The organism is Streptomyces natalensis ATCC 27448 (genome assembly GCF_000935125.1).
Taxonomy (GTDB): Bacteria; Actinomycetota; Actinomycetes; order Streptomycetales; family Streptomycetaceae; genus Streptomyces; species Streptomyces natalensis.
This window is the reverse complement of record NZ_JRKI01000015.1, coordinates 21,731-45,974: the sequence shown is the minus strand read 5'-3', so window position 1 is coordinate 45,974 and position 24,244 is coordinate 21,731. Positions and strand designations below refer to the sequence as shown.

The window sequence follows — 24,244 nt, the reverse complement described above, 5'->3', positions numbered from 1 at the left end:
TCCGGCACAGGCGAGCAGGTGGTGGAATGTGATGCGGAAGCAGAGCGGAGCCCAGACCTTCCGGATCACGGGAGCGCGGCAAGGGCTGTCCGAGGACGTCAAGGGGCGGCAGCGCCGCTATGTGATCTCGATGGTTGTCCGGAGCCTGGCGGTGGTGCTCACCGTCGTGCTGTGGAACATCGAGCGGCCTTTTGCCATTGCGACGCTGGTGCTGGGCATGGGGCTGCCGTATGTCGCGGTGGTCATCGCCAACGCGGGCCGGGAGAACGCCCCTTCGCTGCCGAGGACGTTCGTCGCCGTACCGCCCCGGCCCATGCTGGGGCCCGGAAGCGAGGGCAAGGACGCGGCACAGGGGTCGGCGGAATCCGTTCCGGAGTCGCCGGAGGATGACGTTCCGGGGGCTCGCCGCGAGCAGGACTGAGTGCACGCGTCTGCAAAGCTCAAGAAAAGCTCAGATCAATCATGCGGATCCGGTGCACTGCGCACCATTCCCCGTGACATACTGCGTACGCGCTCCGCATCCCCCGTCGGAGCGACGGACCGACGCCGGGCGGCTCCCCCCGTGGCTGCCCGGCGTCGCCATGTCCGCCGCCAACCGGCGCCGGTGGGGCGGGACGTAGGGTTGAGGCCGTGAACTCCCCGAACACCACCCCCAGCAGCACCGAGAACGTCACCGTCTGCTCAGCCAAGGGCTGTCGCGCCGATGCGGTGTGGGTGCTCGCCTGGAACAACCCGAAGCTGCACACCCCGGACCGCCGCAAGACCTGGCTGGCGTGCGAGGAACACCGCGAGCATCTGTCGCAGTTCCTGGGCGTGCGGGGGTTCTTGAAGGATGTGGTGACGCTGGCGGAGTGGGAGCGGCGGTCGTCAGCCGCCGATGGCTGACATCGGGCGCTCGGGCTGAAGGAAGGACGGGTCGTCCAGTCCGGAGCCCGCCTTCTTGCCCCACATCGCCAGCTTCCATATCCGGGCGATCTCGGCGTCGGGGGCATCGGAGCGCAGGGCGGCGCGCAGATCCGTCTCCTCGGTGGCGAACAGACAGGTGCGGATCTGTCCGTCGGCCGTCAGGCGCGTACGGTCGCAGGCGCGGCAGAACGGGCGGGTGACGGAGGCGATCACGCCTACGCGGTGCGGGCCGCCGTCGACGATCCAGCGTTCGGCGGGGGCGGAGCCGCGCTCGTCCCGGCCCTCGGGGGTGAGGGTGAAGCGGGTGCGCAGCGAGGCGAGGATGTCGCCGGCGGTGATCATGCCGTCGCGCTTCCAGCCGTGCTGGGCGTCCAGCGGCATCTGCTCGATGAAGCGGAGTTCGTAGTCGTGCTCGACGGCCCAGGCGAGGAGGTCGGGGGCCTCGTCGTCGTTGAGGCCCGGCATCAGGACGGTGTTGACCTTGACCGGGGTCAAGCGGGCGGCGCGGGCCGCCTCCAGGCCGCGCAGGACGTCCGCATGCCGCTTGCGGCGGGTCAGGGCCTGGAAGACATCGGGGCGCAGAGTGTCGAGGGAGACGTTGACGCGGTCGAGGCCGGCGTCGCGCAGGGCGGCGGCGGTGCGCTCCAGGCCGATGCCGTTGGTGGTGAGGGACATCTGGGGGCGGGGCGTGAGCCGGGCGACGCGCTCGACAATGCCGACCAGGCCGGGGCGCAGCAGGGGCTCGCCGCCGGTGAAGCGGACCTCTTCGATGCCGAGGTCGCGGACGGCGATGGTGATCAGCCGGACTATCTCGTCATCGGTGAGCAGATCCGGCTTGGCGAGCCATTGCAGCCCTTCTTCGGGCATGCAGTACGTACACCGCAGATTGCAGCGGTCCGTGAGTGAAACGCGCAGGTCGGTGGCCACGCGACCGTAAGTGTCGATGAGCACAGGGCCCCCTCCCCGACTGGGGTTGATCAGTTGCGTGCGGCGGTGGATCGGTACGTCTTTGAGCCTACGCGATGGGTGTGACAGTGAGCAGGGCGCGGAAGCACGAGGTGGGCGGGGTGGCGTCGTAGTTCTCTACGATGCCGCCCCGCCCACGCACTGTAGGGATGACTCACCTCGCGGTCATCCGGCTAATGGGCACCGGTTCCGGTCAGCGCGCGCACCTCCAGCTCGGCGTACTTGCGGGCGTCCGGCTCCTCCTTGGAGAGCAGGGAGCCCAGCCAGCCCAGGAGGAAGCCCAGCGGGATGGAGATCAGGCCGGGGTTCTCCAGGGGGAAGACGTCGAAGCCGGCGGCGGGGAACATCGAGGTCTCCTTGCCGGAGACGACCGGGGAGAAGAGGACCAGCAGGACGGACGAGGCGAGGCCGCCGTAGATGGACCACAGGGCGCCCTGGGTGGTGAAGCGCTTCCAGAACAGGCTGTAGAGGAGGGTGGGGAGGTTGGCGGAGGCGGCGACCGCGAAGGCGAGCGCCACCAGGCCGGCGACGTTCAGGCCGCGGGCGAAGACGCCGAGCACGATGGCGACGGCGCCGATGCCGACGGTCGCCCAGCGGGCCGCGGCGATCTCTTCCTTCTCCGTCGCCTCGCCCTTGCGCAGCACATTGACGTAGATGTCGTGGGCGAAGGACGAGGACGAGGCGAGGGTGAGGCCGGCGACCACCGCGAGGATGGTGGCGAAGGCGACCGCGGAGATGACGGCGAGCAGGACCGCGCCCCCGGTGGAGCCGGCGCCGCCGCCGATGACCTCGGCCAGCTGCGGGGCCGCGGTGTTGCCCGCCTTGTTGGCGGCGGTGAGCGCCTCGGGCTTGATCAGGGCAGCGGCGCCGAAGCCGAGCGCGATGGTCATCAGGTAGAAGACGCCGATGATGCCGATCGCCCAGTTCACCGACTTCCGGGCGGCCTTGGCGGTGGGGACGGTGTAGAAGCGGATCAGGATGTGCGGCAGGCCCGCGGTGCCCAGGACGAGGGCGAGGCCCAGCGAGATGAAGTCGATCTTCGAGGTGGCGGTGGCGCCGTATTTGAGGCCCGGCTGGAGGAAGGCGGCGCCCTTGCCGCTGTTCTCGGCCGCCTTGCCCAGCAGTGCGGAGAGGTTGAAGTCGAATTTGAGGGCCACCAGGAAGGTGATCAGCAGGGTGCCGGCGATCAGCAGGACCGCCTTGACCATCTGGACCCAGGTGGTGCCCTTCATCCCGCCGATGGTGACGTAGAGGATCATCACGATGCCGACGAGGACGACGACCAGGATCTTGCCCGTCTCGCTGGTGATGCCCAGGAGCAGGGTGACCAGGGCGCCGGCGCCGGCCATCTGGGCGAGCAGGTAGAAGATCGACACGACGATGGTGGAGGTGCCGGCGGCCGTACGGACCGGACGCCGGCGCATGCGGTAGGCCAGGACGTCGCCCATGGTGAACCGGCCGGAGTTGCGCAGGGGTTCGGCCACCAGGAGCAGAGCGACGAGCCAGGCGACGAGGAAGCCGATGGAGTAGAGGAAGCCGTCGTAGCCGAAGAGGGCGATGGCGCCGGCGATGCCGAGGAAGGACGCGGCGGACATGTAGTCGCCGGAGATGGCCAGGCCGTTCTGGAAGCCGCTGAACCGGCGGCCGCCGGCGTAGAAGTCCTCCGCGCCACGGGTCTGGCGGCCCGCCCAGACCGTGATGGCGAGGGTGGCGGCGACGAAGACCGCGAAGAGGCTGATGATCAGGGGTCGGTGCGCGCCCGCCGGGCCGGCCGCGAGCTGCTGGGTGAGGGTCATGCGCCGGCCTCCAGGCGGGACTTGAGGGCCTCGGCCTTGGGGTCGAGCGCGGCGGCGGCGTGCCGGGAGTACCACCAGGCGATCAGGAAGGTGGTGGCGAACTGGGCGATGCCGAGGACGAAGGCGACGTTGAGGTGGCCGAGGACCGGGGTGGCCATGAAGCCGCCGGCGTAGCTCGACAGCAGGACGTACACCAGGTACCAGAGGAGGAAGCCGAGGGTGATCGGGAAGGCGAACGAGCGGTGGGCGCGGCGCAGTTCGGTGAATTCCGCGCTCGACTGCACCTGGCGGTAGTCGGGCGGTTCATGCGTCCCGGTGTCGGTGGTGGGTACGGCGCTCACGGGTCTCCTGACGCGTAGGGGGGTGGGTGTTACGCCCGAGAATAAGGCCCGGATAAGTGACGTGGATCACGCATCGTAGGGCCGCGGGTCACGATCCGACAGGGGGCGGTTACGGGAATCCGCGAAGAAAATCGGAGGAATACGGGCGGGGCCGCGACCGGCGCGGCGGCGCTTCGTTGGGCCGGGCGTGACCGTGCCGCCCACGCAGACCCCGAAGCCGTCCGACCCCCGCCGGCACCCCTACGGCAGCGTCCGGCTGCCCGCCCCTCTCGCCGCCGCCCCGGTGGCGCAGCGGCCGTGCGGGCTGCGGATGCGCCGCTGGTACGGCCCCCGCGTCGCGCTGCCGCCGCTGAGCATCGACGCCCTTCGGCGCGACCTCTGACGCCGCCGTGGTGCGCGGCCCCGACCGCGCCCCCGACGCACCCCCGAAACGACCCCGGCACGACCCTGACGTGACATCAATTTTCCGTCCCTGACGGGTTTTTCCCGGTTTCCATTGCTGTACGTCGCTGATCGCCGATAACTTCACGTCGCATTGCTTCCGCCCGTGCGCAACCCCGTGCACGGGCGGTCTCACGGATGATGTGGAGTACCCATGGCTCATCCCCGTTCCAGACGCGCGCGGCTCCTGGCCCTGCCGCTCGGACTCGCCCTGACGGCGTCCCTCGGCTTCCTTCCGGGCGCGGCCACCGCCGCACCGCAGGACACCGCCGCCGCGGCCCCGGCCGACGGCCCGCTGCTGTCGTACGTCGTGAACGCCACCCCGGTCCACGCCGTGCTCGGCGGCGTGGAGAAGGCGATAACCAAGGCCGGCGGGAAGGTGATCATCGCCCATGAGCGCATCGGCGTGATCGTCGTCCACTCGGCCAACCCCCGCTTCGCCGAAACGATGCGCACCGTGCCGGGCGTCCACTCGGCGGGTGCGACCCGTACCGCACCGCTCAAGGCGACCGGCACCACCGACATCGGCAAGCCGCAGAAGATCGAACGACTGTCGAAGTCCCAGCTCAGGGCCGTGACGGCGGCGGCGAAGGCGAACGGCCGGGAGCCGCTCGAACCGCTCCAGTGGGATCTGCCCGCCATCAAGGCGGACCAGGCCGCGAAGGTGAACCCCGGCAGCCGCAAGGTCACCGTCGGCATCATCGACACCGGTGTGGACGACACCCACCCGGATCTGAAGGCCAACTTCTCCGCCAAGCAGTCCGCCAACTGCGTGGGCGGCGTGGCCGATACGTCCCCGGGCTCATGGCGCCCCTGGGACCCGGACGAGGACTACCACGGCACCCATGTCGCGGGCACGATCGCCGCGGCCCGCAACGGCGTGGGCGTGGCCGGGGTCGCGCCGGGCGTGAAGATCTCCGCCATCAAGGTCAGCGAGCCCAAGACGGCCATGTTCTACGCCGAGAGCGTGGTGTGCGCCTTCGTCTTCGCGGCCGACCACGGCATCGCGGTCACCAACAACAGCTATTACGTCGACCCGTGGATGTTCAACTGCAAGGATGACGCCGATCAGGCCGCGATCATTGACGCGGTCGGCCGGGCCGCGAAGTACGCCCAGGGCAAGGGCGTCCTCAATGTGGCCGCGGCGGGCAACTCCAACCTGGACCTCGCGGCCGACAAGCTCCCCGACGCCACCAGCCCCGACGACTCCACCCCCGTCACCCGCACCGTCAGCCCCAAGACCTGCTGGGACGTGCCCACCCAGCTGCCGGGCACGGTGACCGTCGCGGCGACCGGGGTGCACCAGGCCAAGTCGTACTACTCGAACTACGGCCTGGGCCAGATCGATGTGGCGGCTCCCGGCGGCGACGCGAAGCAGGTGCCCGAACTGCCCGCCAAGAACGGCAACATCCTCTCCACCGTGCCGGGCGGCGACTGGGCCTATCTGGCGGGTACGTCCATGGCCACCCCGCATGTCGCCGGTGTGGCGGCGCTGCTGAAGAGCACGCACCCCACGTCGAGCCCGCAGGAGATCCAGTGGCTGCTCAAGGAGCAGGCGGACAACCCCGGTTGCCCCGCGGGTGACGCCACCTGCACCGGCACCAAGCACCTCAACAGCCACTTCGGCTATGGCATCGTCGATGCGCTGACCGCCGTGAAGAAGTAGGCCGGCCGGTAACGGCAGCAGGTCAGGCGGTAACTGCCGTGGGGGGCCGGTCGGTTGGCCGCCCGGTCCCCTGCGGCTTTCCGCCTCGCGCGGCCGCGCGGAGTACGCCCTCGGCCAGCGCGGCCTGCGCCGCCGCGTAGGTGAGCATGATCCAGAACTGCGGGAGCGGCGGCTGCGGCCAGTGGGCGATCCCGCCGGCGATCAGGGTGTCGGAGAGCAGGAAGAGCAGCCCGCCGGCCGCCGCCCAGGGCCCCGCCCGCAGCGCCCCGAAGGCCATCGCGGTCAACAGCAGGCTGTAACCGGCCACCGGGACACGCAGGGCGGCCGGGAGGTCCGGCCACAGGAGGGCGACGGTGGCGGCCAGGACCACCGCGTAGCCGCCGCCGAGCACCCCCGTACGGGCCCGTCCGCCCGGCGGGGTCCCGTGCCGGGCGCACAGGACCAGGTAGCACAGGTGGCCCGCGGCGAACGAACCCATGCCGACCAGGAAGACGGTGCCCCCGCCGATCTGGAGGAAGGTGTCGCCGCCGCAGCCGAAGAGCAGCGCACCGGCGAGCAGCGGCGGTCCCCCGCGGGCCAGGACGGCGGCCGCGAGCACCGGCATCAGCGCGGGTTTGGTGAGCTGGGCGAGGGTGGCGGCGCCGGTGAGCAGGGCGGTGAGATGGACGACGGCGAGCGCGGCGAAGGCCCCGAGCAGCGGGCCCGCCGCCCGGGGCCACCGGGCCGTCACGCGACGCTCTCCCCCACCGGGGCGGCGGCGGTCTCCTGGGCCGCGGTCCGGTCGGCGGGCTGCCAGCCCGGCCCACGGAAGAGCCGCCCGGCCCGCTCGCGCCAGCTGTGCGCGGCCCGGATGTCGCGGGCGATGGCGGCGTACTCGTGGGTGGCCACCCGCAGCGGGTTGAAGGTGTTGATGTTCTTGGTGAGGCCGTAGACGGGCCGCTCGGTCTCCGCGACGAACGAGCCGAAGAGCCGGTCCCAGACGATCAGGATCCCGCCGAAGTTACGGTCCAGATAGCCGCCCTGCGAGGCGTGGTGCACCCGGTGGTGCGAGGGCGTGTTGAACACGAACTCGATCGGGCGGGGCAGTTTGTCGATCCGTTCGGTGTGCACCCAGAACTGGTAGACGAGGTTGGCGCCGGAGGTGAAGGCGATGGCGGCCGGATGCACGCCGGCGGCGACCAGGGGGACGTAGAACGGCCAGACGGTCCAGGTCGTCCAGGGCTGGCGCAGCGCGGTGGTGAGGTTGAACTTCTTGCTGGAGTGGTGCACCACGTGGCAGGCCCACAGGATGCGGATGACGTGGTGGCCGCGGTGCGACCAGTAGTAGAAGAAGTCCTGGGCGAGCAGCAGCAGCGGCAGCGTCCACCACACCACCGGGATGCGCAGCGGGGTCAGTTCGTAGACCGCGGCGTAGATCGCGACGATGGGTATCTTCCACAGCGCATCGAAGACGAGGCTGCCCAGGCCCATACCGACGCTGGTGGCCGCGTCCCTGGCCTCGTAGCCCTCCGCGTCCTCGTCGGGATGCAGGCGACAGCTCACCATCTCCACGACGGTGAGCAGGACGAAGGCCGGTACGGACCACAACACGACATCGGGCAGGTGCGGCATGCCCCGCACCATAAAGCCGGTGGCGGGGCCGCCGCTAGAGGTTGTTACCGAGAAGTATGTAAGACGGACCGTCAGCTGCGCGGGCCCGTCCCCCACGGGATTACCGTCGGTAGCCGTCGGCCGGGCTCACCACACCCGTACCGACCCGCCCGGTGCGAACGCCGGGCTCGTCGCGTCCGCGGGGATCTTCTCCAGCGGCTCGGCGATCTCGGCGGCCGTCGGGCCGACACGGGCCGCGATCGGGGCCAGGCGGTCGAGGTCGAAGCCGTAGACGCGGGCCGCGTTGCCGCCGAGCAGGGCGGCGACCTCCTCGGCGGGCAGGTCGGCGTAGGCCAGCCGCAGCGCCTCGCGGGAGTAGGGGGCGGTGCCCTCGTCGTGGGGGTAGTCGCTGCCCCACATGATCTTGTCGAGGCCGATGCGGTGGCGCAGCGGGACCTCGTGCGGACGCATGAAGCTGGCGCCGACGTAGCAGTGGTCGCGCCAGATGTCGGCCGGACGCTCGCCCATGGTCGCGGCCAGCCCGGCGCCGAACCTGGCCTCGGCGGTGGCCGCGCGGGTCGCGGACGCCACCAGGCGGTCGTGGTAGTAGTCCAGCATGTCCAGAACGCCCGGGATCCAGCCGGAGCCCTGTTCGGTGAGGACGAGCCGGAGGCCGGGATGGCGGCGGAAGGCGCCGCCGAAGACCAGATGCCACAGTGCGCGGTGGGAGAACCAGGTCGTCTCGACCATGAAGACGGCGCGGGCGGCGGGTTCCTCGCCCAGCGGCGGGGAGGCCGAACCGCCGTGGTGGTTGACCGGGACGTCCAGGTCGGCGCAGACCGCCCAGAGGGGGTCGTAGACCTCGCTGTGGAGTTCGGGCAGGCCCGAGCCGGGCGGGGTGCCGGGCAGCAGGATGCCGCCGGTCAGGCCCGCTTCCTTCGTGCGGCGCACCTCCCGTACGGCCTCGTCCACGTCGTTGAGCAGGATCTGCGCGACGCCCGCCCGGCGGCCCGGGGCCTGGCCGCAGAAGTCGGCCAGCCAGCGGTTGTGGGCGCGCAGGCCCGCCCAGCGCCGTTCGGACTCCTCGCGGGTGGCGGGGGCCGGGGCCATCAGGGAGGCGCTGGGGAAGAACGGCGGGATGGTGTTGGGGAAGACGACCTCGGCGACGATGCCGTCGGCCTCCTGCTCGGCGAGCCGGCGCTGCGAGTTCCAGTTGCGGTCGGCGGTGTCGGCGAGGAGGTCCTCGTGCGGATTGACGTAGGTGGCGGCCCAGGCGTCGAAGGCGTCGTGGTGGCGGGACTCCAGGTACGGCTTGTAGTCGAGGAGGTCGGCGCCGGCGTGGCAGTCGGCGGAGATGACGGTGTAGCGGTCGGTCATGAGGTCACCCCTAGCGTCGGGAAGTCGTGGTCGGTCAGCCAGTGCCGGCCCACCTCGCGCGAGCGCGCCCAGGCGGCCTCGACGGCCGACTGGTCGGCGCTCTGGCCGAGTTCGGCGGGGGTGGGGCCGATCCGGCGGGCCAGCGGGGCCAGTGCTGCGGTGTCGAAGCCGAAGACCCCGGCCGCCGACTCGCCGAGCATCCGGCGGGTCTCGGCCACCGGGATGTCGTGGAAGGTCTTCCTCAGCCAGGCGCGGGTGTCGGGCCAGGTGCCCTCGGGGTGCGGGAAGTCGCTGCCCCACAGGATGTTGTCGACGCCGATCTCGTAGCGCTGGGCGAGCTCGCGGCGTTTGGTGTTGGTGGCGCAGACGAAGATCTGGCGGTCGAGGTACTCGTGCGGGGGCCGCTTGAGCCCGGCGAACGGGGAGAGCTTCTTGCCGCCGTGCGCGCCCAGGTAGAGGCGGTCCATGAACCACAGCAGATTCGGCAGCCACCAGCAGCCGGACTCCGCGACCCCGAACTTGAGGCCCGGGTGGCGTTCGAAGACCCCGGACCACAGCAGGAACCACAGCGGGCGGGCCGGCCACCAGGTCACCTCGGAGACAAAGATGCCCAGATGGTCGCCGTATTCGTGGCGGGGCGACGCTCCGGAGTGGGTGAGGACCGGCATCGCGCAGGCGGCGGCCGCCGCCCATACGGGGTCGTAACGGCGGTCGTGGTAGGGCTCCTTGTCGACCCACATGGAGGGGATCATCAGGGCGCCCAGGCCGGACTCCTTGGCGCGGTGGATCTCGGCGACGACCTTGCCGGGTTCGGCCGTGACGGGCAGCAGGGCGACGCCGCAGTGCCGTTCGGGGTGGGCGGAGACGAAGTCGGCGAGCCAGCGGTTGTGCGCGCGGGCGCCCGCCATGCCCAGGTCGGGGTCCTGGTCGCCGGACAGGCCCAGGCCCACGCCGAAGGGGGCGGCGGTTGTGCTGTCGACGGCGTCGGCGTCCGGGAAGACGACCTCGGCGGCCACCCCGTCCCCGTCGAGTTCCTTGATCCGCTGGGCGGGGTCCCAGCCGCCGCGCAGGCCCTCCTCGTGGTCTTGGAACCACCTCGCGGCGAAGTCCTCGTTACGGACGCCGAGGCGGGTGGCCTCCGCCCGGCGGGCGTCGCGCCGGCCCAGGAAGTCGTCGAAGGCGCGGTGGAAGCGGGTGTCGAGGTAGGGCCGGTACTCCTCGGTGGGCAGACCGGCGTGGCAGTCGGAGGAGATGATCAGGTAGGGGGCGTCGGGGCCCCGGTCGTCCGGATCCGTCATGACGGCTCCTCAGTCGTCCGTGTCCAGGATGAAGCGCTCCAGGTGGGCCGGGTCCGCGCGCTCAAGCATCGACTGCGCGCGGGCCCGGATCTGCCGGTCGGTGTGCTCGCTTGCGGGCAGCAGCCAGAAACGGCCGGCGGCGATGCCCTCGGCCACGCAGTCGGCGACCTGCTCGACGGGGGTGAACGCCACCTCGCACAGCACATGCACCGCGCCGAAGGCCACGAACGCGGCGTCGGCGAAGGCGGCGACCTCCTCGCGTACGCCGACGTCCACGGTGCGCGCCAGCACCTCGGCCCCGTCCGCCCGCAGCGCGTCGGCGGCGGCGCGCAGCGGCTCCTCCTCCACGTCGCCGAGGACGACCCGGAGCCCGTCGGCGGCGGACCGGCGCGCCATGGCCAGGCCGACACCTCCCCCACTGCCTGAACGGCGTGGGAGGTGCCCCCGGCCGCGCCGGTGACCACCGCGACCTGTCCCGCCCGCAGCCGCATCACGCGCTCCCCTCGGGCGGCCCGTCGAGGGCCTGCTGCGGGTCGTCGTAGCGCTGGTGGAGATACGGCAGCAGGTCCCGGGGGCTGACGCGCTCGGCGACCCGGCCCTTCTGGTCGGTGGTCTTCTCGCCGAGGGTGATCTCGATCAGGGAGCGGACGGGGAGGTCGGCGACGGGGTCGTACCTCGACTCGCGCAGGACGACCTCCCCGGTGACCCGTTCCAGCCTGCGGATCCGCTCGGTGCGGGTGCAGTGCACCAGGACGGGGCCGAGGTCGAAGCCCGAACCGTCCACGGCGGGCAGGAACTTGAAGTAGAAGTCGGTCTTCTGCGCGGGCTCCGGGAGCGGCAGCGGGTCGCCGACCGCGCCGCGGATCTCGACGAAGGCGATGCCGTGGCGGGCGAGGGCGGCGCGGACGGCGGGGCCGTCGCGTTCGACGGTGACCTCGCCGAGCTTCTTGGGCTCGCCGAAGACCTCCCGGCCGCCGGTCAGGGCCCGTTCGTGGGTCATCGGCATGACCAGCGGATACCAGCCCTCGGTGCCCCGGTGCGCGGCCGCGACGGCGAACGAGCCGGCGCCGAGCGGGTAGCCGGGCAGGGCGACGGTGGAGACGGTCACCCGGACCAGGGGGCGGGCGGTGGGTTCGAGCGGCGGCGGCAGGACGGCCGCGACCGCGTCCGGATCGGTCTCCCAGACGGCCACCACGCCGGTGGACCAGATGTCGGGGAGCTTGGCGCTCGCGGTGCGCGCGGCGGCGATCTCCGCCTCGGTGCGCGCGGCGTAGCGGATGCGTGCCATGTCGTACCGCCCTTCGTCGTGGGGACTCGCGGGGGTCGTGCCAGGCTCTGTAACACTGTTACACCGAGGCGCGCGAAGGGTAAAGGGCCTTGTGCGCAAGGGAGTTGCCGGGGTAGAGGGAGACCATGACACGTACCGCGCTGACCGGCGAAGAGGTGCTGACGGCGGCCGCACGGCTGGTGCGGGCGCACGGACCCGGGGCGCTGACCATGCGCCGGCTCGCCACGGAGCTGGGCACCGCCGTCACCTCCATCTACTGGCACGTCGGCAACCGCGAGTCGCTGCTGGACGCCCTGGTGGCCCGCACCGTCCAGGAGATGGGCGCGATCCGCCCGGTGGGCGCGACGCCGCACGCCCGGATCGTCTCGGTGGCCCGCGCCCTGCGCACCGCGCTGCGCGAGCGGCCGCATCTGATCGCGATGGTGCACGAACGCGGCCTGACGGAGCGGATGTTCTGGCCCGCGCAGCAGGCGCTGGTCCACGAGGCGCACGCCGCGGGGCTGCGCGGCGAGCTCGCGGCCGAGGCGGTACGGGCGGTGCAGTTCCAGGTGGTCGGCTACGTCCTGACCGAGCGCAACCGGGAGCGGTCACCGCAGCAGCACCCCAGCGAGGGCGAGCTGTGGGACGCGCCCGGCGCCGGGGACGATCCGGCGCTGGCCCGCGCACTGGCCGCTCCGGCAGACACCGAACGGCTCTTTCAGGTCTCGCTCGATGCGCTGGTGGGGTGTCTGCTGGCACCGGGCGACGATGCGGCGAAAGCCCCATGGCGGCCGGATCCGGACGACGGCGGTTCGGTGGCTGTCAGTGGCGGCCCGTATCCTCAGTGACCATGCTCGAAGACCGCATGGCAGCAGCGCCCTCGATCACGCCCGCGATCGGGCCGCAGCCGGGCCCGCAGACGCCGCCGGATGCCTGGCCCGAGGGATATCCCCAGGGGTATGCGGTGGTCGACGTGGAGACCACCGGCCTGGCCCGCGACGACCGGATCATCTCCGCCGCGGTGTATCAACTCGACGCCCGCGGCGAGGTCCAGGACCACTGGTACACCCTGGTCAATCCGCAGCGGGACCCGGGCCCGGTGTGGATCCACGGTCTGACGAGCGAGGTGCTGGCCGGGGCGCCGCTCTTCCCGGACGTCGTCCCCGAGCTCTCGCGGCGCCTGGCGGACCGGGTGCTGGTCGCGCACAACGCCATGTTCGACTGGTCGATGCTCGCCCGCGAGTACGCCCGCGCCCGCGCGACCGCCCCGGTGCGCCAGCGGCTGTGCACCATCGCGCTGTCCAAGGAGCTGCGGCTGCCGCTGCCCAACCACAAGCTGGAGTCCCTGGCGGCCCATTACGGCGTCGTCCAGGAACGCGCCCACCACGCCCTGGACGACGCCCGGGTGCTGGCCGAGGCATTCCGCCCCAGCCTGCGCCGGGCCGCCCGGGAGAAACTGCGGCTGCCGCTGCTGACCTGCCAGCCGCTGACGGAGTGGTCGGACTCCCCCGCCGCCCGTCCGCAGTCCCCCGCGGCGTACCGCCCCACCTCCTGGCGGCCGGCCCGCAAGCGGCCCGCGTGCCCGTATCCCAACCCGGGGCGCTATGTGGCGGGCGGCCGGCTCGTCCAGGGCATGCGGGTCGCCTTCTCCGGGGACACCTCCGTGGACCGCGAGCTGCTGGAGGACCGGGCGGCCGAGGCCGGGCTGCACGTCGCCACCAGCCTGTCCCGGCTGACCAGCCTGCTGGTCACCAACGACCCCGACTCCCGCACGTCGAAAACCGCAAAGGCCGCCCAGTTCGGCACAGTCGTCGTCGACGAGGCGGCCTTCATGCAGCTGCTCCAGGACGTCCGGCCGGCGCCGGGAGCGGGCCCGTCGGCTCCCTCGGATGCAGGGCCTGCGTCCGGGTGAAGCCCGGCCAACACACCCGTTCGCAGCGCGTTCCGCGGCGGCCCCGCACGCACGCTGTGGCGCATGGACGTGAAACCAAAACGTTGTGAGGTCTGCGGAAACGAATACGGCATGGCGTTCGAGGTGCACGCGCAGGGCGCGGTGCACGTCTTCGACTGTTTCGCCTGCGCCATCCACCGCATGGCGCCGATCTGTGAGCACTGCCGGTGCCAGATCATCGGCCAGGGAGCCGAGGTCGACGGCAAGTTCTTCTGCGGGGCGCACTGCGCCCGCTCGGAGGGGAAGGTGGGCATCGTCGACAGAGTCTGAGACCGCCCCGTGACCCCGGCCGCCACCACCACCCGACGGCTTCCGGCCCCCGGCAGGACCCCCTGCCCGGGGGCCTTCGCACGCCAGGTACGGTCGATGCCGTGTACCGCTTCCTGTTGTCCCGGCAGTGGGTGATCCTCACCCTCGTGGGCCTCGCGCTGATCCCCGCCATGATCAAGCTGGGCTTCTGGCAGCTGCACCGCCATGAGCACAAGGTGGCGCAGAACGCGCTGATCGCCGGCAACCTGGCCGCCCGGCCCGTCCCGGTCACCGAGCTCACCGCCCCCGGGCACACCGTCCCGCACGACGACATGTGGCGCCGGGTCACCGCCACCGGCACCTACGACACCGCGCACGAGGTCGTGGTCCGCCAGCGCACCGCGGCCGACGAGCAGAGCATCGGCTACTACGTCCTGACCCCGCTCCGGCTCACCGGCGGCAAGGACGTCCTGGTCAACCGCGGCTGGATCTCGGCGGGCAACGATCTGACGAAGTTCCCCGACGTGCCCCCGGCCCCCAAGGGCGAGGTGACCGTCACCGGCCGGATCATGGCCGACGAGACCACCGCGGCCAGCGGCATCAAGAACACCAAGGGCCTGCCGGCCCGCCAGGTCATGCTGATCAACAGCAAGCAGATGGCCGGGCGGCTGGCGCAGCCGGTGCTCGGCGGCTACATCGAGCAGACCGGCCCGCAACCGCCCGGCGGCAAGCCCGAGCTGGTGCCCGAGCCGGACCACGACAGCATCGGCCCGCATATGGCCTACGCCGTCCAGTGGTGGCTGTTCGCGGCGGCGGTCCCGGTCGGCTGGGTCATCCTCGCCCGCCGTGAGCGCCGCGACCGGGCGGAGGCGGCGGCCGAGGAGGCCGAGGCGGCCGGAGCGGCCGGAGCGCCCGAGGAAGCCGGAGAGGCTGACGGTGCTGAAGAGGCTGAAGCGCCCGGAGAGGCCGAGGCGGCCGGAGCGCCGCAGGAGGCCGGGGAGCCCGTAGCCCGGACAGCCGCCACCGCCGACTAACGGCCGCACCGGGCGGGAAGGCGCCCTGAGTGCACCCACGTATCGAGGACTATGCGCTCATCGGCGATCTCCAGACCGCCGCCCTCGTCGGCCGCGACGGTTCCATCGACTGGCTGTGCCTGCCCCGCTTCGACTCCGGCGCCTGCTTCGCCGCCCTCCTCGGCGGCAAGGACAACGGCCATTGGGGCCTGGCCCCCACCTCTCCCGATGCCCGCGCCGAGCGTTCCTACCGCGGCGACTCCCTCGTCCTGGACACCGACTGGCACACCCCCGACGGCGCCGTACGGGTCACCGACTTCATGCCGCACCGCGACCGCGCCCCCGACGTCGTACGCATCGTCGAGGGCCTGCACGGCAGCGTCGCCATGCGCGGGGTGCTGCGGCTGCGGTTCGACTACGGCTGGGTGATCCCGTGGGTGCGGGCCGCCGAGGGCAGCCGGGTGGCGATCGCCGGACCGGATTCGGTGTGGCTGCGCACGCCGGAGCGCTCCCGCACCTACGGCAAGGACTTCAGCACCCGCTCGGACTTCACCGTCGCCGCGGGCGAACGCGCCGCCTTCGTCCTGACCTGGCATCCCTCCGAGGAGCCCCGCCCGTTCCAGATCGACCCCTTCGAGGCGCTGGAGACCACCCTGGAGGACTGGTACGCCTGGTCCGCGCGCTGCCGCTACAACGGCCCGCACCGCGGCGCCGTGATCCGTTCGCTGATCACCCTCAAGGCCCTCACCTACGGGCCCACCGGAGGTATCGTCGCGGCCCCCACCACCTCGCTGCCCGAGGCGCTCGGCGGCGTCCGCAACTGGGACTACCGCTACTGCTGGCTGCGCGACGCCAGCCTGACCCTGGACTCCCTGATCTCGGCCGGCTATCTGGACGAGGCCGGCTCCTGGCGGGATTGGCTGCTGCGGGCGGTCGCCGGCGCCCCCGAGGACCTCCAGATCATGTACGGCCTGGCGGGCGAACGGCGGCTCCCGGAGTCCGAGCTGCCGTGGCTGACCGGATATGCCGGCTCCGTCCCCGTGCGGATCGGCAATGCCGCCGTCCAGCAGCGCCAGCTCGATGTCTACGGCGAGGTCCTGGACTGCTTCCACATCGGGCGGCAGGCCGGAATAGAGTCCGAGGCGCATGCCTGGAGCATCCAGCGCGCCCTGGTGGACTACCTGGAGTCCACCTGGCGCGACCCCGACGAAGGACTGTGGGAGATCCGCGGACCGCGCCGGCACTTCGTCCACTCCAAGGTCATGGCCTGGGTCGCCGCGGACCGCGCCGTACGGGCGCTGGAGGCCGATCCCAAGCTCGGCGGGGACCTCGACCGCTGGCGGGCGATGCGCGACGACGTCCACCGCGAGGTGTGCGAGCGGGGCTACGACGCCGAGCGCGGCACCTTCACCCAGTACTACGGCTCGGCCGCGCTGGACGCCGCCACCCTGCTCATCCCCCGCGTGGGCTTCCTGCCCGGTGACGACCCCCGGGTCATCGGCACCGTCGACGCGGTCCGCCGGGAGCTCTCGCACGACGGTCTGGTACAGCGTTACAGCACCGACGACGGCACCAACATCGACGGGCTGCCCGGCGGCGAGGGCACCTTCCTGGTCTGCTCGTTCTGGCTCGCCGACGCGCTCGCGCTGACCGGCCGCGGCGCGGAGGCACGCGCCCTGTTCGAGCGGCTGCTGGCACTGTGCAACGACGTCGGCCTGCTCTCCGAGGAGTACGACCCGGTGGCCGGGCGTCAGCTCGGCAACTTCCCGCAGGCGTTCAGCCATCTCGGCCTGGTGGGGACCGCCTTCGGGCTCCACGGGTGCGCCGGGGCAGACTAAGGGCCATGGACCTTGGACTCACCGACCGGACGTACATCGTCACCGGAGCCACCCGCGGCCTCGGCCTGGCCACCGCCCGTGAGCTCGTCGCCGAGGGCGCCCGGGTGGTCATCAGCGGCCGCACCGAGGACAGCGCGCTCGCGGCCGCCGCCACCCTGGGCGAGCGGGCGCTCGGCGTCGCGGCCGACAACGCCGACCCCGAAGCCGCCGCGCGCCTGGTGGCCGCCGCCCGCGAGCGCTTCGGCCGGCTGGACGGCGTCATGATCAGCGTCGGCGGCCCGGCCCCCGGCACCGCCGCCGACAACACCGACGAGCAGTGGCTCGCCGCCTTCGAAGCGGTCTTCCTCGGCGCGGTACGCCTGGCCCGCGCGGCCGCCGCCGCACTCGACGAGGGCGGCGTCATCGGCTTCGTCCTGTCCGGCTCCGTCTACGAGCCCATCGGCGGGCTGACCCTCTCCAACGGACTGCGCCCCGGGCTGGCCGGTTTCGCCAAGTCGCTGGCCAACGAGCTGGGCCCGCGCGGCATCCGCGTCCTGGGCATCCTGCCCGGCCGGATCGCCACCGACCGCATGACCCAGCTCGACGCCCTCTCCGGCGACCCCGAGGGCACCCGCGCCCGCAACACCGCCGCCATCCCCCTGGGCCGCTACGGCACCCCCCAGGAGTTCGGCCGCACCGCGGCGTTCCTGCTCTCCCCGGCGGCGTCCTACGTCACCGGGGTGATGGTCCCGGTGGACGGCGGGGCGCGGCGGGGGTTCTGAGCCCCGGTCAGCCGACCCGCTCCGCCCGGTGCCGTACGCCCCGCAGCCGGACCTCCGCCGGCAGGTCGTCCAGGCCCGCCGAGACGCGGGCATGGGTCACCGCCTCGTGCGCGAAGCGCCGCACGACCGTGGCGGGATCGGCGTGCGGGGCGAGCGCCAGGACGGCGATGACGCGCGGCTGGGTGCGGCGGCGGCCGGTCAGCCGCGCCCCGGCCGCGTCCACGCCGTCCAGCGCCTCCGTCTCGGCCGTCAGCACCGCTTCCAGCGCCCGGCCGCGCAGCACGGCGCCCTCGCCGTCTCCGCTGTCGACGAGGATCTCGCCGAGCCGGCGCCGGCGGAGCTGGGTCACCAGCCACCACAGCGCCAGCAGCACCAGCACGGCCAGGACGGCGATGACGGCGGGCCACCACCAGCCGTGGTCCGTCCACCGGGTGCGGTTCTGTTCGGACAGCAGCACCTGGCCGGGGCGCGTCCACGGCCAGCCGTCGGGCAGCCGGAAGTGCCAACGGGCGGGCAGGTCCAGCCCGGCCACCAGGACCGCTCCCCCGGTCCCCAGCAGCACCGCGCCGATCAGGCCCAGCAGCACCCGGTTCGTTCCTCTGCGTACCGTGCGCATCGCGCGCTCACCCCTTCTTCGGGCGCCGGACTTCGACGGTCAGATGCAGCCCGTGGGCCAGCCCCAGCTGGGCGAGGCCGTCACCGAGCGCCCGGTCGAGGTCGCCGCGGACCTCGTCCAGCTCGCGGAAGTGCGCAAACGCCCGCGCCCTGGCCTTGCGGCGGCCGACGGTCATCCGTACGGACTGCACCCCGGCGACCTCCATGGCACGGTCGCGCAGCACCAGGGCGGCGGCCGACCGGTCCAGACGGGCCCGCACCCCAGGGGCGGTGCGGCGCATCGGCAGCAGCTCGCGCAGGCCCGGGGTGAGGGCCAGCACGAGCAGCCAGACGCCGAGCAGCACGGCGAACGCGGCGGCGGCCAGGACCCAGGTGCTGTCCAGGTGGCGGGTGGCCAGCTGGTGGGCGAGCCAGGTACGCCAGGCCATCGCGGGGCGTCCGGCGCGGACCGCGGCCACGTCGTACAGCAGCAGCCCCAGCGCGCCGAGCAGCACCACGGCGACCAGCGCGGCCGGTACCCGCCGCGCGGACCACGGGCGCCGCCCGGAGTGGTCGTCGTCGCCCGTGGGCGCATAATCCGCCGCAGAGCCGGACTGCTCCAGGCCGTCCCCGCCGCCCGGCGTCTTTTCGAGCGTCGGGAGCCGTGCGGTGTCGGCGGCCCGCGCCTCGTCGTCGCTCATTGCACCCTCCCCGGCTTCGCGCCCTCCAGCAGCGGCGAGTGCAGACGCTCCACCTCCACCGCGACCTCCGGCACCTCCATGCCCGCCAACGCCCCTACCCGCTCGGTGACTTGGCGACGCACCGCGCCGCAGTGCGCACCGATGTCACAGGGGTAGCCCAGCTCGACGGCGACCCGTACCCGGGCCTCGCCGAAGGTGCGCCGGGTCGCGCGCCGCCGGACGGTGACCGTCGCATGGGCGTCGGTGGGGCCGGCGGGGGCCGCCGCGCGCAGCGCCTCGCGCGCCGCCTGGGCGGCGATCTTGGCCACCACCCGGTCCGCGATCGTGGTCGCGCCGCGCTCCCCCGCCGGTACGGCAGGGGCAGCGGCGGCGGGGGACACCGTCGCCACCCGGCCTCACCGCCGCCGGCTGTCGCGGTCGCGGGTCCGGGGACGGAAGAAGTCGCCGACTTCCAGATCCCCGTCCAGGAATCTGCCGGCCACGAACCCGATGGCACCCAGGGCCGCCACCAGGACGAACGCCCCGAACCCGCCGAAGTATCCGGCAATGCCCAGCGCCATGCCGGCCAGAAGGCCGACCCCGGCCATGCTCATCGTGCGCTCCTTCGCTGCCACTGGGGCCCGGAATGCAGTCTCTGAATGCGGTCTCTGAATGCGGTCTCTGAAAGCGGTCAGGGAATGCGGCCGCTGGATGCGGTCGTGGAAGGCGGTCAGTGGATGCGCGGCTCCGCGTGCTCCTCCTCGTCCTCCTCGTCGGGCAGCTTGACGTCGCTGACCGCGATATTGACCTCGACGACCTCCAGGCTCGTCATCCGCTCCACGGCGGCGATGACGTTCTCCCGGACGGCCCGCGCCACCTCGGCGATGGAGACTCCGTAGTCCACGACGATCTCCAGGTCCAGTGCCGTCTGCACCTCCCCCACCTCGGCCTTCACCCCGCGCGTCACCGCCGCCCGGCCGCCGCCCGGTACCCGCTCCCGTACGGCCCCCAGGGTCCGCGCCAGGCCGCTGCCCATGGCGTGCACCCCCACGACGTCGCGGGCGGCCAGTCCGGCGATCTTCTCCACGACGCCGTCGGCGATGGTGGTACGCCCACGGGACCCGGGTTCGCCGCCGCCCCGCCTGAGCGGCGACCTCCCGCTGTCCGGCATCTGCTGACTTTCCGTCATCACCGTGCATCCCTTTCGGAGGGGATCGGGGGACGCCTCCCACCCTATGACCGGTATTCCCGGCATGCCCCGTTATGCGGCAAGGGGGTGCTCCATCCGGCCTCCCGCGCGGCACCGCCCTGCCATACGGGGCGGGCTGCGGCAGGCTGGAGGCACCATCGGAGAAGGGGTGAGGCTGGTGACCGCGAACCCGTTGGCGCCGGCCGTGCGCCGGCAGCTCGGCATCGGCCGGGTGCTGCCGCTGGGCGGACCGGCGGACGGCTCATGGATCACCGAGCGCGCGGCCGCCGGGGCGCTGCGCGCCGCCGTCGGCGCACCGGCCGGACTGCACCTGGGCTCCCTGCGGCTCACCGTCGCGGACCCCGGCGCCGCCCCCGCCCCGGCCGTACCCCCGCCACCGAGCGCCCTGCCACCGGGACCGCTGCGGCTGACCGCCGACTTCGCCGCCCCCGTCGGCCCGCCGCTGCCGGACCTCGCCGATGCGCTGCGCGCGGCCCTCCTGACGGCGTCGGACCGGCTGCTGGGCCTGGTGGTGGGCCCGGTGGACCTCCGGGTCACGGAGCTGCTGACGGCGGGCGGGCCCCCGGCACCGGCGCCCTCCGCACCGCCCCCGTCCCCCGTGGGCGACGCCGCGCCGAACGGCCGCACCGGAGCCACCGAAGAGGGCCCGGCGGGGCTCGCCGTCGTCGTCCGGGCCGTCCCGGGCGTGGCCCGCCTCGCCCCCGCCCTCGGCGGCCACTCCCGCCCCGTACGGCTCACCGGCGGCCATGCCCTCGTCCAGTTGGCGACCGCGCCGGGTCATCGCGCCCTGGACGTCGCCCGGGCCGTCCGCGCCGCGGCGGCGGGCGCACCGTACGCCCCGGAGACGGTCGCCGTCCTCGTCACGGCCGTCGGGCCGTACGGCTGAGCGCCCGGCCGGCGGACGGGCGCACAGTCCGCCGGCCGGGCGCCGGGACTACTCCCCCAGACCCGCCAGATCGCGCAGCCGACGCGCCTGGGCGGCCCGCTCCGCGGTGCGCTGTTCCTCGTACGTACGGCCCGCGGCGCCGGCCAGCAGGGCCTTGGTCTCGATGACGGCGTCGCGCGGCGCGGCCAGGAGCGCGGCCGCCAGATCGGCCACCGCGCCGTCGAGTTCGCCGCCGGGCACCACGAGGTTGGCCAGGCCGGTCCGCTCGGCCTCCGCGGCGTGCACGAAGCGCCCGGTGGCGCAGATCTCCAGCGCCCGGGCGTAGCCCACGAGGCCGACCAAGGGGTGGGTGCCGGTCAGGTCCGGCACCAGGCCCAGGCTGGTCTCGCGCATGGCGAACTGCACGTCCTCGGCCACGACCCGCAGATCGCAGGCGAGGGCGAGCTGGAAACCCGCTCCGATCGCATGGCCCTGGACGGCGGCGATCGACACCAGGTCGGTCCGCCGCCACCAGGTGAACGCCTCCTGGTACTCGGCAATCGTGGCGTCCAGTTCGCTGTCCGCACCGCGCGCCAGATCCAGGAACGACGGCTCGCCGTCGAACCCCTCGGGCGTGAACGCCTGCCGGTCGAGCCCGGCGGAGAAGGACTTGCCCTCACCGCGCAGTACCACGATCCGGACGTTTCCCGGCAGCAGCGAACCCGCCTCGGCCAGCGCCCGCCACATGGCCGGCGACTGCGCATTGCGCTTGGCCGCGTTGGCGAGGGTCACCGTGGCAATCGTGTCGTCCACGGTGAGCCGCACACCGTCTTTGTCGAGCAGAGTCATCGAGCGCCTCCGAGTCAGCCGACCGCACCTGCGTGCGTAAGTGACTGAACGGTAACCTCCCGGTCGACTACTCGATCGACCGGGGGAGAACCGCCTGCTGCCCGGAGTCGCGGGGCTCAGGCCGTAGCGGCCTTCTTACCCCTGGTGGCTCCTCCTCGACCGCGCAGGACCACACCGGATTCGCTGAGCATCCGGTGCACGAATCCATAGGAGCGGCCGGTTTCCTCGGCCAGCGCCCGGATACTTGCCCCGCCGTCGTACTTCTTCTTCAGGTCTGCCGCGAGCTTCTCGCGCGCAGCGCCGGTTACCCGGCTGCCCTTCTTCAGAGTCTCGGCCACCCGTGCCTCCTCATGGGAAGTGCGCTCTGGACTCTCATGATCACCCCTCTCCGGCTTCCTGGCCACCCATTCCGCAAGGGATATACGGCGGGAATTGCCACGGGATGCCCCGCCGACCCGCGCGGAATGATCACTTCCGCCCGTGGGGCACGGGACCCGTCCCGTGGATCGCCCGAGAAGCGCCAGGTCAGGGGAGTGTCCAGGACCATACGGACGAAAAGGTGATGACCGGGCCCGTTGGGGTCCGGTCCTCTCCCGCAGACTCGCCGGTGTATGAGCCGTTCTCACACAGATGACGGATCACGCATAGGCCGAATGATCCAGACAGCATGATCCAGACGGCCGTTCCGCCCTCTGCGGACGGTCAGGCCAGCGCGACCAGATCCGCGTAGTCCTGGCCCCACAGGTCCTCGACACCGTCGGGCAGCAGGATGATCCGCTCCGGCTGGAGCGCATCCACCGCGCCCTCGTCGTGCGTCACCAGAACCACCGCGCCGGTGAAGGTGCGCAGCGCGCCGAGGATCTCCTCGCGGCTGGCGGGGTCGAGGTTGTTGGTGGGCTCGTCGAGCAGCAGGACGTTGGCGGACGAGACCACCAGGGTCGCGAGGGCCAGACGGGTCTTCTCGCCGCCGGAGAGGACGCCGGCGGGCTTGTCGACGTCGTCGCCGGAGAAGAGGAAGGAGCCCAGCACCTTGCGGACGGCGACCAGGTCCATGTCCGGAGCGGCGGAGCGCATGTTCTCCAGGACCGTACGGTCGGGGTCCAGGGTCTCGTGCTCCTGGGCGTAGTAGCCCAGCTTCAGGCCGTGACCGGGGACGACCTCGCCGGTGTCCGGCGTCTCGACGCCCGCCAGCAGCCGCAGCAGGGTGGTCTTGCCCGCGCCGTTGAGGCCCAGGATGACGACCCGGGAACCCTTGTCGATGGCCAGGTCGACGTCGGTGAAGATCTCCAGGGAGCCGTAGGACTTCGACAGGCCCTCGGCGGTGAGCGGGGTCTTGCCGCACGGCGCCGGGTCCGGGAAGCGGAGCTTGGCGACCTTGTCGGAGGCGCGCACCGCCTCCAGGCCGGCCAGCAGCTTGTCGGCACGCTTGGCCATGTTCTGCGCGGCGACGGTCTTGGTGGCCTTGGCCCGCATCTTGTCGGCCTGGGAGTTGAGCGCGGCGGCCTTCTTCTCGGCGTTCGCGCGCTCGCGCTTGCGGCGCTTCTCGTCGGCCTCGCGCTGCTGCTGGTAGAGCTTCCAGCCCATGTTGTAGACGTCGATCTGGGAGCGGTTGGCGTCCAGATAGAAGACCTTGTTGACGACGGTCTCCACCAGGTCGACGTCGTGCGAGATGACGATGAAGCCGCCGCGGTAGGTCTTGAGGTAGTCGCGCAGCCAGACGATGGAGTCGGCGTCGAGGTGGTTGGTGGGCTCGTCCAGGAGCAGGGTGTCGGAGTCCGAGAAGAGGATCCGGGCCAGCTCGACGCGGCGGCGCTGACCGCCGGAGAGGGTGTGGAGGGGCTGGCCGAGGATGCGGTCGGGCAGGCCCAGGCTGGCGGCGATGGTCGCGGCCTCCGCCTCGGCGGCGTATCCGCCCTTGGTCAGGAACTCCGTCTCCAGGCGCTCGTACTTCTTCATCGCCTTCTCGCGGGTGGCGCCCTTGCCGTTGGCCATCCGGTCCTCGTTCTCGCGCATCTTGCGCAGCACGGTGTCCAGATCGCGGGCGGAGAGGATGCGGTCGCGGGCGAGGACGTCCAGGTCGCCGGTGCGCGGGTCCTGCGGCAGATAGCCGACGTCGCCGGAGCGGGTGACCGTACCGGCGGCGGGGATGCCCTCGCCTGCCAGCACCTTGGTGAGCGTGGTCTTGCCGGCGCCGTTGCGGCCGACCAGGCCGATGCGGTCGCCCTTGGCGATACGGAAGGAAGCGGACTCGATGAGGATTCGGGCGCCGGCGCGCAGCTCAAGGCCGGAGGCGGTGATCACGGAAAAAACTCCAGGGCAGGAAGACGGCGGGTTGGACGGACAATCCGGAGCGGTCAGCGCCGTCTAATGAACCCAAAGGAGAACTGCCATACAGGCAGTCTAACGGGGTTGGGCAACCGCTTTTCCCCCTGCGCGGTATCCGCAGGTCAGGGCCGGCTTCCGAGGCATTGTCAGACCCCGCTGCCAGACTGTGATGCAGGTCTCACGACGGCCGCGGCGCGGGGGTGCGGCGGGGGTTGCGGGGCGGCGGATACGACCGGAGGGGGACGGGGATGGAAGCGGTGA

The 24,244-nt window shown here is 72.4% G+C and carries 27 protein-coding genes and 1 pseudogene; 11 read left to right on the top strand and 17 right to left on the bottom strand.

The features are described from left to right. Positions 1–31: 31 nt before the first annotated feature. Complete coding sequence (locus tag SNA_RS10780) at positions 32–421, top strand: DUF3099 domain-containing protein (RefSeq protein WP_037788855.1); 390 nt, start codon at positions 32–34, stop codon at positions 419–421. Positions 422–630: 209 nt separating this feature from the next. Then, complete coding sequence (locus SNA_RS10775) at positions 631–885, top strand: hypothetical protein (protein ID WP_044364537.1); 255 nt, start codon at positions 631–633, stop codon at positions 883–885. Here the strand turns inward: SNA_RS10775 and moaA are convergent. The 3 genes from moaA to SNA_RS10760 form a co-directional block, all read right to left on the bottom strand. After that, entirely contained in the window at positions 868–1,857 is a 990-nt protein-coding gene (gene moaA, locus SNA_RS10770; RefSeq protein WP_044364535.1) for a GTP 3',8-cyclase MoaA, read from the bottom strand. The two genes, SNA_RS10775 and moaA, sit on opposite strands and share 18 nt — an antisense overlap. A gap of 188 nt (positions 1,858–2,045) precedes the next feature. Then, positions 2,046–3,668, bottom strand: a complete 1,623-nt coding sequence (locus SNA_RS10765; RefSeq protein ID WP_044364533.1) for a solute symporter family protein — start codon at positions 3,666–3,668, stop codon at positions 2,046–2,048. Beyond that, positions 3,665–4,009 (bottom strand): DUF485 domain-containing protein, encoded by a 345-nt coding sequence (locus SNA_RS10760; RefSeq protein WP_030064383.1) that lies wholly within the window; start codon positions 4,007–4,009, stop codon positions 3,665–3,667. The genes SNA_RS10765 and SNA_RS10760 overlap by 4 nt, the downstream gene beginning before the upstream one ends. 187 nt (positions 4,010–4,196) lie before the next feature. Here SNA_RS10760 and SNA_RS10755 point away from each other — a divergent pair, with 187 nt between their 5' ends. Further along, complete coding sequence (locus tag SNA_RS10755; RefSeq protein WP_030064384.1) at positions 4,197–4,391, top strand: hypothetical protein; 195 nt, start codon at positions 4,197–4,199, stop codon at positions 4,389–4,391. 213 nt (positions 4,392–4,604) lie between these two features. Beyond that, positions 4,605–6,116 carry a S8 family serine peptidase gene (locus tag SNA_RS10750; protein ID WP_030064385.1) on the top strand — a complete coding sequence of 504 codons (1,512 nt, stop codon included), beginning with the start codon at positions 4,605–4,607 and terminating at the stop codon, positions 6,114–6,116. Positions 6,117–6,138: 22 nt separating this feature from the next. Here SNA_RS10750 and SNA_RS10745 read toward each other — a convergent pair whose 3' ends face one another. The 6 genes and pseudogenes from SNA_RS10745 to SNA_RS10720 form a co-directional block, all read right to left on the bottom strand. Then, the gene (locus tag SNA_RS10745; RefSeq protein ID WP_044364530.1) at positions 6,139–6,846 is read right to left on the bottom strand and encodes a lysoplasmalogenase; all 708 of its coding nucleotides are present in this window, start codon (positions 6,844–6,846) and stop codon (positions 6,139–6,141) included. Then, on the bottom strand, positions 6,843–7,727 hold the full coding sequence (locus SNA_RS10740) for a sterol desaturase family protein (protein ID WP_030064387.1): 885 nt from the start codon (positions 7,725–7,727) through the stop codon (positions 6,843–6,845). Before SNA_RS10740 ends, SNA_RS10745 begins: the two co-directional genes overlap by 4 nt. A gap of 126 nt (positions 7,728–7,853) precedes the next feature. Further along, complete coding sequence (locus tag SNA_RS10735) at positions 7,854–9,083, bottom strand: amidohydrolase family protein (protein WP_030064388.1); 1,230 nt, start codon at positions 9,081–9,083, stop codon at positions 7,854–7,856. Next, positions 9,080–10,381, bottom strand: coding sequence for an amidohydrolase family protein (locus SNA_RS10730; protein WP_030064389.1), 1,302 nt, complete (start codon positions 10,379–10,381; stop codon positions 9,080–9,082). The genes SNA_RS10735 and SNA_RS10730 overlap by 4 nt, the downstream gene beginning before the upstream one ends. Before the next feature lie 9 nt (positions 10,382–10,390). After that, a pseudogene (locus tag SNA_RS10725) lies at positions 10,391–10,872 on the bottom strand (SDR family NAD(P)-dependent oxidoreductase). Further along, positions 10,872–11,669, bottom strand: a complete 798-nt coding sequence (locus SNA_RS10720; RefSeq protein WP_030064391.1) for an acetoacetate decarboxylase family protein — start codon at positions 11,667–11,669, stop codon at positions 10,872–10,874. The pseudogene SNA_RS10725 and the gene SNA_RS10720 overlap by 1 nt, the downstream one beginning before the upstream one ends. 125 nt (positions 11,670–11,794) lie before the next feature. On the opposite strand from SNA_RS10720, the gene SNA_RS10715 reads away from it, so the two are divergent. From SNA_RS10715 to SNA_RS10690, 6 genes are all read left to right on the top strand, one after another. Next, entirely contained in the window at positions 11,795–12,496 is a 702-nt protein-coding gene (locus SNA_RS10715) for a TetR/AcrR family transcriptional regulator (RefSeq protein WP_037788856.1), read from the top strand. Between the two features lie 2 nt (positions 12,497–12,498). Then, complete coding sequence (locus SNA_RS10710) at positions 12,499–13,560, top strand: DEDDh family exonuclease (RefSeq protein ID WP_044364520.1); 1,062 nt, start codon at positions 12,499–12,501, stop codon at positions 13,558–13,560. 63 nt (positions 13,561–13,623) lie between these two features. Further along, on the top strand, positions 13,624–13,869 hold the full coding sequence (locus SNA_RS10705) for a hypothetical protein (protein ID WP_078969820.1): 246 nt from the start codon (positions 13,624–13,626) through the stop codon (positions 13,867–13,869). A 101-nt stretch (positions 13,870–13,970) separates the two neighbouring features. Continuing rightward, positions 13,971–14,882 (top strand): SURF1 family cytochrome oxidase biogenesis protein, encoded by a 912-nt coding sequence (locus SNA_RS10700; RefSeq protein WP_044364517.1) that lies wholly within the window; start codon positions 13,971–13,973, stop codon positions 14,880–14,882. A 29-nt stretch (positions 14,883–14,911) separates the two neighbouring features. Further along, positions 14,912–16,699 (top strand): glycoside hydrolase family 15 protein, encoded by a 1,788-nt coding sequence (locus tag SNA_RS10695; protein WP_030064398.1) that lies wholly within the window; start codon positions 14,912–14,914, stop codon positions 16,697–16,699. A gap of 5 nt (positions 16,700–16,704) precedes the next feature. Further along, complete coding sequence (locus tag SNA_RS10690; protein WP_044364515.1) at positions 16,705–17,460, top strand: SDR family oxidoreductase; 756 nt, start codon at positions 16,705–16,707, stop codon at positions 17,458–17,460. Between the two features lie 7 nt (positions 17,461–17,467). Here the strand turns inward: SNA_RS10690 and amaP are convergent, their stop codons facing one another. The 5 genes from amaP to SNA_RS10665 all read right to left on the bottom strand — a co-directional run bounded on the left by amaP (position 17,468) and on the right by SNA_RS10665 (position 19,923). Beyond that, on the bottom strand, positions 17,468–18,076 hold the full coding sequence (amaP, locus tag SNA_RS10685; protein ID WP_030064399.1) for an alkaline shock response membrane anchor protein AmaP: 609 nt from the start codon (positions 18,074–18,076) through the stop codon (positions 17,468–17,470). A 7-nt stretch (positions 18,077–18,083) separates the two neighbouring features. Then, positions 18,084–18,755: a DUF6286 domain-containing protein gene (locus SNA_RS10680; RefSeq protein WP_030064400.1), complete on the bottom strand. Its 672-nt coding sequence runs from the start codon at positions 18,753–18,755 to the stop codon at positions 18,084–18,086. Then, complete coding sequence (locus SNA_RS10675; RefSeq protein WP_044364513.1) at positions 18,752–19,144, bottom strand: Asp23/Gls24 family envelope stress response protein; 393 nt, start codon at positions 19,142–19,144, stop codon at positions 18,752–18,754. Before SNA_RS10675 ends, SNA_RS10680 begins: the two co-directional genes overlap by 4 nt. Before the next feature lie 6 nt (positions 19,145–19,150). Further along, positions 19,151–19,348 carry a hypothetical protein gene (locus SNA_RS10670; RefSeq protein WP_030064402.1) on the bottom strand — a complete coding sequence of 66 codons (198 nt, stop codon included), beginning with the start codon at positions 19,346–19,348 and terminating at the stop codon, positions 19,151–19,153. A 116-nt stretch (positions 19,349–19,464) separates the two neighbouring features. Continuing rightward, a complete protein-coding gene (locus SNA_RS10665) occupies positions 19,465–19,923 on the bottom strand; it encodes an Asp23/Gls24 family envelope stress response protein (protein ID WP_030064403.1) in 459 nt (152 codons plus the stop codon). A gap of 178 nt (positions 19,924–20,101) precedes the next feature. Here SNA_RS10665 and SNA_RS10660 point away from each other — a divergent pair, with 178 nt between their 5' ends. Next, a complete protein-coding gene (locus SNA_RS10660) occupies positions 20,102–20,830 on the top strand; it encodes a hypothetical protein (protein ID WP_044364568.1) in 729 nt (242 codons plus the stop codon). 48 nt (positions 20,831–20,878) lie between these two features. On the opposite strand, the gene SNA_RS10655 is transcribed toward SNA_RS10660, so the two are convergent. The 3 genes from SNA_RS10655 to abc-f form a co-directional block, all read right to left on the bottom strand. Further along, positions 20,879–21,658: an enoyl-CoA hydratase/isomerase family protein gene (locus SNA_RS10655; protein ID WP_030064406.1), complete on the bottom strand. Its 780-nt coding sequence runs from the start codon at positions 21,656–21,658 to the stop codon at positions 20,879–20,881. 116 nt (positions 21,659–21,774) lie between these two features. Beyond that, the gene (locus SNA_RS10650; protein ID WP_030064407.1) at positions 21,775–21,996 is read right to left on the bottom strand and encodes a helix-turn-helix domain-containing protein; all 222 of its coding nucleotides are present in this window, start codon (positions 21,994–21,996) and stop codon (positions 21,775–21,777) included. A gap of 364 nt (positions 21,997–22,360) precedes the next feature. After that, positions 22,361–23,959, bottom strand: a complete 1,599-nt coding sequence (gene abc-f, locus SNA_RS10645) for a ribosomal protection-like ABC-F family protein (RefSeq protein WP_030064408.1) — start codon at positions 23,957–23,959, stop codon at positions 22,361–22,363. Positions 23,960–24,244: the final 285 nt, after the last annotated feature.